The following is a 4,546-nucleotide window of genomic DNA, read 5'->3' as shown; positions in this document are numbered from 1 at the left end:
CGCCTCGGGCCGGATCTGATCACTGATGGCCAGCAGCCCGGCCGCTTTCCCGTCCACAGCCACATGAATGACCGTGGCGCCGTTTTCCTCCATCCGTTCCCGCTGCGCCCGCACGGCCTCCGCGTCCATGTCCAGGGCTTCCAGAAGCCGCTCGTTGCCGATGGCGATACGGTGTCCGTCCGCCATGGCGGTCACGCCCTGACCGGGAATGGCCGTGAATTCCGTCGCCTTGGGCAGGATTTTGGCCACGGCCCCGACCACGGCCCGGGCCAGGGGATGCTCGGACAGGGCTTCAACGCCGGCGGCCAGACGCAACAGGTCCTGTTTGCCCAAGGGCGCGTCGGATGCGGTCCAGACCTCGACCAGCACGGGTTTGCCCACGGTCAGGGTGCCGGTCTTGTCAAAAACCAGGGTGGTCAGCTCGCCGGCGCGTTGCAGGGCGCGGCCGGATTTGACCAGAACGCCGAGCTGTGCGCCCCGGCCCGTGCCGACCATGATCGAGGTCGGCGTGGCCAGTCCCATGGCGCAGGGGCAGGCGATGACGAGCACGGCAATGGTCACGCGCAGGGCAAAGACAAACGGCTCGGCGCTGAAGGCGTACCAGGCCAGCCCGGACGTTACGGCCAGGGCCATGACCACGGGCACGAAATAGAAGCTGATGGTGTCGGCCAGACTGGCGATGGGCGCCTTGGAACCCTGGGCGTCGCGGACCAGCCGCACGATGCGGGCCAGCATGGTGTTCTCGCCGACCTGTGTTGCCCGCAGCACGAGCGCTCCAGTCGTGTTCAGGGTGCCTCCGTAGATCGTGTCGCCGGGCATGCGGCGCACGGGCAGGGGCTCGCCGGTGAGCATGGATTCGTCGATGTGGCTTTCGCCCTCGGCCACCTCGCCGTCCACGGGAATGCGTTCGCCAGGGCGGATGCGCAGCCGGTCGCCGGGTTCGATTTCCTCTACGGCAATGGGCCGCTCGCTTTCGCCGTCGATCAGGGTGGCCGTGTCCGGGGCCAGGGCCATGAGCGCCCGCACCGCGCCGGTGGTTTTGGACACGGACCGGGCCTCGAAAAATTTGCCCAGGGAAATCATGGCGATGAGCACGGCGGCCGATTCGTAATACAGATCCATGGCGCGAGCGTGCGCATCCAGACCGAGCCAGATTTCCACCGTGTTCCAGAGCGAATACGTCAGGGCCGCGCCCGTGCCCACGGCCACCAGGGAATCCATGTTCGGAGCGCGGCGGATCAAGGCCGGAATGCCGATCAGGTAAAAACTCCGGCCGCTCCAGACCACGGGCAAGGTCAGCAGCAGCTGGACCAGGGCAAACGTGCCGGGGCTGTGCATGGGGTCCAGCCAGTGCGGCAGGGGCAGGCCCCACATGTGGCCCATGGACAGAATGAGCAGCGGCAGGGCGAAAACCATGGCCCGCGTTACGGCCTGTTTCTTTTCGGCCAGACGGGCGGCGATACGCGCCTCTTCCTCGCCGACGCGTTCCTTTTTGGGCAGATCGGTACTGAATCCGGCGTCGTGGATGGCCTGACGCAGGGCGCGCTGGCTGGTCAGTGCCTGATCAAAAACAAACCGTCCGCTTTCGGCTCCGAGATTGACGCTGGCCTCGCGCACGCCGGGCAGACGGCTAGCGATGCGCTCAATGCGCGCCGAGCAGGCCGCGCAGTGCATGCCGCCGATTTTGAGATCGAGTGTGGTTTCCCGGCTCGGCATCTCCGCCGTAAATCCCATCTCGTGTACCCGCTCCAGAATCTGTTCCAAGGGGAGTGTCTGGGCGTCAAAGCGCACATCCATCTCGCCCGTGGCCAAATTGACGGCCACGGTGTCCACACCGGACATGCCCCCGACAACCTTTTCGATGCGCGCCGAGCAGGCCGCGCAGTGCATACCGCCGATGGGCAGTCGTTCGGACTGCAAGTTTGTATCCATGAACCACTCCTGAATGCATTATGATTGATTAAACAACCAATAGATGTCTCTTCTTCTCGTCGCCACATACGGAAATTCCAAGTAGGTGATTGACCGATCAATCGCACTCGGATACTACTATCTGCCATTATCTGTCCGACGTGTGTACATTTTGGACAGTGCTGTTTTCCCGTTCCACCGTTTTTTTCAACCAGGGGCCGGAAATGCGCCGGTTCCGCAAACCGGAGGAAGTATGTCCGTTGACGCCACCATGCATGTCGCGCGCCCAGGACGCCGAGATGCGTACCTCGACTGGATCCAGATGCTGACTGGAGCCGGTCTCGTCCTGTTCATTGCCTTTCACACCCTGCTGACCTCGTCCATCATCTTCGGCGCCAATGCCCTGAACGGCGTGGCCGGTGCCCTGGAAGCCCTGCATCTGGACACCCTGGCCCACATTGTCGTGCCCATCCTCTTTTTTGTCCATTTCGTGGTCGCGGCGCGCAAGATTCCGTTCCGGGCCGAGGGGCAGGAAGCCATCTGGCGCGACGCCCGCCTGTTGAACCACCGCGATACCTGGCTGTGGCTGGTGCAGGCCGGATCGGCCATGATCATTCTTGTCATGGGCGCCATCCACATGTGGACCAACATCAACGACGCGGCCATTCTCGCGGCCACGTCCACGGCCCGCGTGCAGAGCGGCGGCTGGACGCTTTTTTATTTCTTTCTGGTGCCGCTGGTGCAGCTGCATGTGTTCATCGGCGTGTACCGCATCGGCGTGAAATGGGGCTTCATCACCGACGCCACGCGGCCCAGAGTCGCCAAGATCCTGGCCATCGCCTTCGGCTGTGTCCTGGTCGTCGCGTACATCGCCCTGGCCCGTTACGCTACCCTGACCGTCTAAATTTCGGGAGATCATATGCATATTCATACTTCTGATCTGTTGGTCATCGGCGCGGGGCTGTCCGGCGAGCGCGTGGCCGTGGAATCGGCCCTGGCCGGATTCGATGTCGTCTGTCTGTCCATTGTCCCGGCCCGGCGCTCCCATTCCTCCGCGGCCCAGGGCGGCATGCAGGCGGCCATCGGCAACTGCGTCATGGGCGAGGGGGATTGTACAGACATCCATTTTCTGGACACGGTCAAGGGCTCGGACTGGGGCTGTGATCAGGAAGTGGCTCGCATGTTCGCGGACACCGCACCCATCGAGATGCGCCGTCTGGCCCATTGGGGCGTGCCGTGGAACCGCGTCGTGCCGGGCAAGTCCTTCTATTTCAAGGGCGGCGAGAAATTCGAAAAATTCGAGAAACCCGAAAAGGAAGGTCTGATCACGTCCCGGTCCTTTGGTGGCACGGCCAAATGGCGCACCTGCTACACGTCCGACGGCACGGGCCACGCGGTCATGTGCACCATGGACAACAAGTGCGCCGAACTGGGCATCACCGTGCTCGACCGCAAGGAAGCCATTTCCCTCCTCCATGACGGCGAAAAATGCATGGGCGCAGTGGTCCGCTGTCTGCGCACAGGCAAGCTCGAAGTCTATCAGGCCAGGGCCACGGTCATCTGTACCGGCGGGTTCGGCCGGATCTATTCCGCCACGACCAACGCGGTCATCTGCGACGGCGGCGGCGCGGCCATCGCCCAGGAAACCGGGCTGGTGCCCATCGGCAACCCCGAATCCATCCAGTTTCACCCCACGGGCATCGTGCCCACGGACATTCTGGTCACCGAGGGCTGTCGCGGCGACGGCGGTACGCTTTTGGACGTGCACGAAGAACGCTTCATGCACATCTACGAGCCGGAAAAGGCCGAGCTGGCCTCCCGCGACGTGGTCGCCCGGCGTATGACCGAGCACATGCGCGCCGGCCACGGTGTGCAGTCCCCGTATGGCGAGCACCTGTGGCTGGACATCCGCCATCTGGGCGACCACCACATTTCCACCAAGCTGCGCGAGGTGGACGAGATCTGTAAAAACTTCCTTGGCGTGGACGCCCGCACCCAGCTCATTCCGGTGCGTCCGACCCAGCACTACACCATGGCCGGCGTGCGCACGGACAAGACCGGCGCGGCCTATGGCCTCAAAGGCCTGTTCTCGGCCGGCGAGGCGGCCTGTTGGGACATGCACGGCTTCAATCGTCTGGGCGGCAACTCCCTGGCCGAAACCGTGGTTGCCGGCGGCATCATCGGCCGGCATATCGTCGAATATCTGAAGGGCTGCGAAACCTGCTTTTCCACGTCCCTGGTCAAGGCCGAAGCCGCCAAGCAGCGGCAACGCATCGACGACCTCATCCATGACCGTTTGGGCAAAGAAAACGTCTACAAGGTCCGCGCCGAAATGCAGGACGCCCTCATGAAGGGCTGTTTCGTGTTCCGCAACGAAAAGGATCTCCAGGCCTGTATCGAAGCCCTGCAGGGCGTGTACGAACGGGCCGGCAAAATCGGTCTGGTCTCAAACGGCCTCGGAGCCAACGCCGAGGTCGCGGCGGCGCTCAAACTGCAAGGCCAGGTCCGTCTGGCCCTGTGCATTGCCACCGGCGCTCTGGCCCGCAAGGAAAGCCGGGGCAGCCACAACCGCGAGGACTATCCGGCCCGCGACGACAAGAATTGGCTGAACCGCACCCTGGCCTACTGGCCCGAA

At 63.6% G+C, this 4,546-nt stretch carries 3 protein-coding genes; 2 read left to right on the top strand and 1 reads right to left on the bottom strand.

Features of this window, described 5'->3' with window-relative positions:
* Positions 1-1,932 (bottom strand): heavy metal translocating P-type ATPase (locus tag EOL86_12230; GenBank protein NCD26342.1); only part of this gene is annotated, 1,932 nt, incomplete at its 3' end.
* Between the two features lie 232 nt (positions 1,933-2,164).
* Here EOL86_12230 and EOL86_12225 point away from each other — a divergent pair.
* Complete coding sequence (locus EOL86_12225; GenBank protein NCD26341.1) at positions 2,165-2,815, top strand: succinate dehydrogenase/fumarate reductase cytochrome b subunit; 651 nt, start codon at positions 2,165-2,167, stop codon at positions 2,813-2,815.
* Positions 2,816-2,830: 15 nt separating this feature from the next.
* A partial coding sequence (locus EOL86_12220; protein NCD26340.1) for a fumarate reductase flavoprotein subunit occupies positions 2,831-4,546 on the top strand: 1,716 nt, incomplete at its 3' end.

This window comes from Deltaproteobacteria bacterium (genome assembly GCA_009930495.1).
GTDB lineage: Bacteria > Desulfobacterota > Desulfovibrionia > Desulfovibrionales > Desulfomicrobiaceae > Desulfomicrobium.
This window is presented reverse-complemented; position numbering and strand designations above follow the sequence as displayed.